Genomic DNA, 4,791 nt, shown 5'->3' with positions numbered 1-4,791 from the left:
CAACATATATTGCACTATTGAAGCGATTTGCGCACATTCACTATATTCAGGGAGATGATTTATGGCGCAACGCAGGACAAAACAGCCGACTCAGTTACTAGCCCCCCTCATGGCTGCTGGAGAAATCTGGTTAAAAACAGATAGATCAGCCTCTATGAATTCAGCTGAAGCAACAGATTACCTTAATGGTCTAGCCACTCTAGACTGCGAATCTAATGCAAAGTCGACCATCACAAACGCATTGTCTAAAGGCCGAATCTCTCCACTTCTACCACTCGGTGCGGCAATCGGTAGCGTCAGCCCTGCCCCAATTTCATCCGGTGGTGCTGAAATGGCCATTGCAGAAGCAGCGACAGTAGCCGCTGCACGCGCAGCAACTGCACAGGGATTTGCTTCTTTAGCCGACGCCTTGGAAGGTCTAAGTATTGATACAGACGATGACGGCCTGCCAACAGCGGATGCACTCACCGATGCGCTTCGTTGCGGCGCAGATGCAGATCTTCTTGAAATCGCGTTATCTACCCCTGGCGGACCGCGAGCTGCTGCAACAGCCCTAAGAAAACAGGCAGCCGCCGCCAGAGATACAGGCACAGTACATCTAGGACTAACAAATTGGTCAGATGCGTCAGCCGAAAAATTAGCCGATGCATCAAACCGGTTAGCTGGTTTAAGGATTGGGCTTCAAGTCAATCATTTGTCCAAAACAGCCCCCAACGCAAAATCTCCTACCTTGATTCTAAATCTGGGTGCTTATTTTGACGATAAAACATTTGCAGAAGAAACTCTCAGATCAGATCTTGTCGATCTAAAATCAACCTTTCCTGGCCTAATCATTATAGTAGCCGGCTTAGCAGCTACGATTATGTCAGAAGGCCTGGCGTTCGATTCACTTCAAGGTCGAAACCGCGCTACTGAAATCGCAGTCATATTGAAAGAATATCAAGCCGCCGATGCAAAAGATAAATCCGGTATTCAATTTGCTTTCTTACGGCCATCTCCAGATGCAGTGGCATGGCTGAACTTAGAGAGCATTGGTGTTGACCCCGTACAGTCTCTGATTTCAACCACAGAAGAAGACGAAAACCGTTTTTCTAAATGTGCCGGACTTGCACTCAATTGCGCTGCCACCGAAGGACAGCGCCAAGATGTTGCATTGCGCGTTTTAGGAGCGAGATCCCTTGACCAAATTGATGGTCTAGAACGCAACCGCTTGTCAGAACGCGGCCTTACCAATGAAGCACTAGATCGCGTTGAACAAGCAATACGAGACGGCTTACCGCTGCGCAGTGCCTTTTCACGTTGGGTGGTTGGTGACGACACAATCAAGAAACGCTTGGGACTAGCTCCCGAAGCATTCGAAACAGACGGTGAAGCATTACTCAGAGCATTGGGTATATCGGCCAGAGAAATAGAAGAAGGTCGCGCTGCTGTAGAGGGGCGACGACGCGCAGTCTCTGATCCAAATTCAGAACTAGCACATATATTTTACTTGGCGCGGCAAGCAAAAGCAGGAGCATGCATTCGATTTGCTTTGAGTATAAAAGAAGTGTTCGACGTGCCTATTTTGCTAACAGTTCCATCCAAAGAAGCTGCTGCGGCCAACCGGCAGGATTTACAACTTTGCTTTAGTGCAGCCATCGAAAATGATCTCAGTTTACGGATAGAACCGTCGAAGCCAGTCATTAATGCAACGGTTTTGGAACGCTTGGCAGAAGCAGAAAAACGAGCATCCACACCTCCTGCTTTTGTCCAGAGCCAAACTATCGCTGCCCCTCCTACCAAGCCAGAAGTACCAATCCACATTCAGGCACCTGATACAAAAACAGACCCAAATACTTATGCAGCGCGTCGTCGCCTACCTGACAGACGCAAAGGCTATATTCAAAAATCCACTGTGGGTGGACATAAAGTCTATTTGCACACTGGAGAATTTGACAATGGAAGCCTTGGTGAAATTTTCATTGATATGCATAAAGAAGGCGCGGCTTTTCGTTCCTTAATGAACAATTTTGCCATCGCGATTTCAATCGGTCTACAATATGGTGTGCCTTTGGAAGAGTTTGTCGATGCATTCGTCTTCACACGTTTTGAACCAGCCGGTGAAGTCACCGGAAATGATTCAATTAAATCAGCAACCTCAATTCTAGACTATATTTTCCGAGAGCTGGCAGTGTCTTATCTTGATCGAGAAGACCTTGCTGAAATGGACGGTCTTTCTTCAGACGGCCTAGGAAAAGGTGAAGGTGATTCCACACGAAATGCACCTACTCCTCAAGAAGCTGTGCAACTCATATCCAAAGGGTTTAGTCGCGGTGCAATTCCTGACAATATTGTATTCCTTGATGCTGCATCCTCCCGCACCAAAGATGATGAAACGGTAGAACAAGAATTATCAGAAGAGCCCCCAGTTAATGAACCTGAATCACCTGTTGTGAATTTAGAATCTCAACAAGCGGACCAGCCCGATTACCTTGGTGATGCATGCCCTAATTGCGGTCATTTTACACTCGTAGAGGATGATGGTGTTGCAATTTGCGATGCTTGTGGAGCAACAGTACAAACAGCATAAATGAAGCCTATTTATTCAAACTGGCTTCATTATTGCTGTGTTATAACCATCTCGTCGTTGATGATTAAATAGGTCTCACTATGAAACGCGCTCTTATTGCTGTTGCACTGACAACTTTTATTGGTCTTCCTGCTTTCGCACAGGACGCGAGCCAGATCGCTACCGTAAAACAAGGTGCTGCTAGCTGCGTTGGATGCAATTTATTCCAAGCAGATTTTTCTATGGATGATCTTTCTGGCAAAAACCTAAGCGGTTCGCGTCTGCGTCAATCCAACCTTGAAGTCGCCACTTTAGACAAAGCTAATCTGTCTAAAGCTGACCTAAGTGTTGCGAATTTATTTGGTGTGCGTATGCAGGGCACTAATCTAAAGAATGCAAATCTAAAAGATGCAACGCTTGTTGGTGGTTGGTTCGGCGGTGCTGATTTTACAGGCGCAAATCTTGATGGCGCAATACTTTCAGGTGCTTACCTAAAAACAGCCAGAGGCCTAACACAAGCACAGTTAGCAACAGCGCATTGCGACGCTTCTACGGAGCTTCCCAAAGGCTTAAGCCCCAATATGTGCAAACGATAAATTCATAGAAAAGGGCAGTTATTTCAAACAACTGCCCTTCCTTCTTAATCTGATGCTTTAAATCTGATTATTTATTTTCTACTGGCACCAAGCGCAACGAAAGTTCTCTCAGCTGAGAGTTTTCCGCAACAGACGGAGCACCTAGCAATAGGTCTTGTCCTTGTTGATTCATTGGGAACATAATCACATCACGAATATTATCAGCTTCAGCCAATAGCATCACCATTCGGTCAATTCCCGGTGCAATTCCGCCGTGTGGAGGCGCACCATATCTGAATGCATTCAGCATGCCGCCAAACTCTTCTTCAACGACCTCTGGCCCATAACCGGCAAGTTCAAAGGCTTTGATCATAATGTCTGGACGGTGGTTACGAATAGCACCAGAAGAAAGCTCTGTTCCGTTACAAACAATATCGTATTGGTAAGCTAGAATTTCGAGTTTCTTCTCGTCAGTATCCGCAGCTTCCAACACTTCTAAACCACCTTGTGGCATAGAGAATGGGTTGTGCGAGAAGTCCACTTTCTTGTTGTCTTCGTCCCATTCATACATTGGGAAATCAACAATCCAGCAGAATTTAAAGATATCTTTTTCTACAATATCTAGCTCTTCACCAACTTTAAGACGCGCAGCACCCGCCAGTTTGTATGCATCTGTTTTCTTACCAGCGGAGAAGAAAATTCCATCTCCTGCTTCAAGTCCCAATTGCTCAAGCATTGCAGCAAGGTGAGCAGGCTCAAAATTCTTCAGCACAGGGTCTTGGCTATCAATACCGCCGCCATCTGCCTCTTTAAGACGTGCATAACCAAGTCCAGGTGCTTGCATTTCTTTTTTGGCCCATTTGTCCATCTCGTCGAAGAATTTACGAGATTTCTCAGCAGCTGCTTTCGGCGCTGGAATGGCAATAACTTTACCACCGCCAGCAATGATTTTAGCAAAAATACCAAAACCAGTTTTGCTGTCATCGACGAAGAATTCTGTTACGTCGCCAAGTTCGATTGGGTTACGAAGATCTGGTTTGTCAGATCCGTATTTCGCCATCGCCTCAAGATAAGGAATACGTGGGAATGGAGCTGGCGTTACAGTCTTGTCGCCAGAAAATTCTTCAAATACGCCGTGCATAACAGGCTCAATAGACGCAAATACATCTTCCTGTGTTACAAAGCTCATCTCAATGTCGAGCTGATAAAATTCCAAAGAACGATCAGCACGCAAATCTTCATCTCGGAAACAAGGCGCGATTTGGAAATAACGATCAAACCCAGACACCATCATGAGCTGTTTAAACTGTTGCGGAGCCTGCGGAAGCGCATAAAACTTGTTTGGGTGCATACGAGAAGGCACCAAGAAGTCACGCGCACCTTCAGGACTAGAAGCCGTCAAAATCGGTGTTTGGTATTCTGTAAAGTTCTGCGCCTTCATACGCTCACGTAAAGATGTGATCACATTTGAACGCAGCATAATGTTTTTGTGCAAAGTCTCGCGACGCAAATCTAAATAACGATGCTTTAAACGAATCTCTTCTGGGTAATCTGGCTCCCCAAAAACAGGAAGTGGTAGCTCATCTGCTGCAGATTGCACTTCAAGATCGCTAATGACGACCTCAATCGCACCTGTATCAAGCGACTCATTGGCAGTTTCTTCAGAAC

At 45.9% G+C, this 4,791-nt stretch carries 3 protein-coding genes; 2 read left to right on the top strand and 1 reads right to left on the bottom strand.

The window, feature by feature from the left end; genetic code table 11:
* Positions 1-61 precede the first annotated feature (61 nt).
* Entirely contained in the window at positions 62-2,569 is a 2,508-nt protein-coding gene (locus AC5EF3_RS16240; RefSeq protein WP_493548793.1) for a TSCPD domain-containing protein, read from the top strand.
* An 80-nt stretch (positions 2,570-2,649) separates the two neighbouring features.
* A complete protein-coding gene (locus tag AC5EF3_RS16235) occupies positions 2,650-3,144 on the top strand; it encodes a pentapeptide repeat-containing protein (protein ID WP_015827743.1) in 495 nt (164 codons plus the stop codon).
* 67 nt (positions 3,145-3,211) lie between these two features.
* On the opposite strand, the gene aspS is transcribed toward AC5EF3_RS16235, so the two are convergent.
* On the bottom strand, positions 3,212-4,791 hold a 1,580-nt coding region (gene aspS / locus AC5EF3_RS16230; RefSeq protein WP_493548792.1), incomplete at its 5' end, for an aspartate--tRNA ligase.

The sequence above is a fragment of the Hirschia sp. genome, from assembly GCF_058892565.1.
Note: the sequence above shows the minus strand (reverse complement) of the source record. Positions and strands in the feature narration are given on the sequence as shown.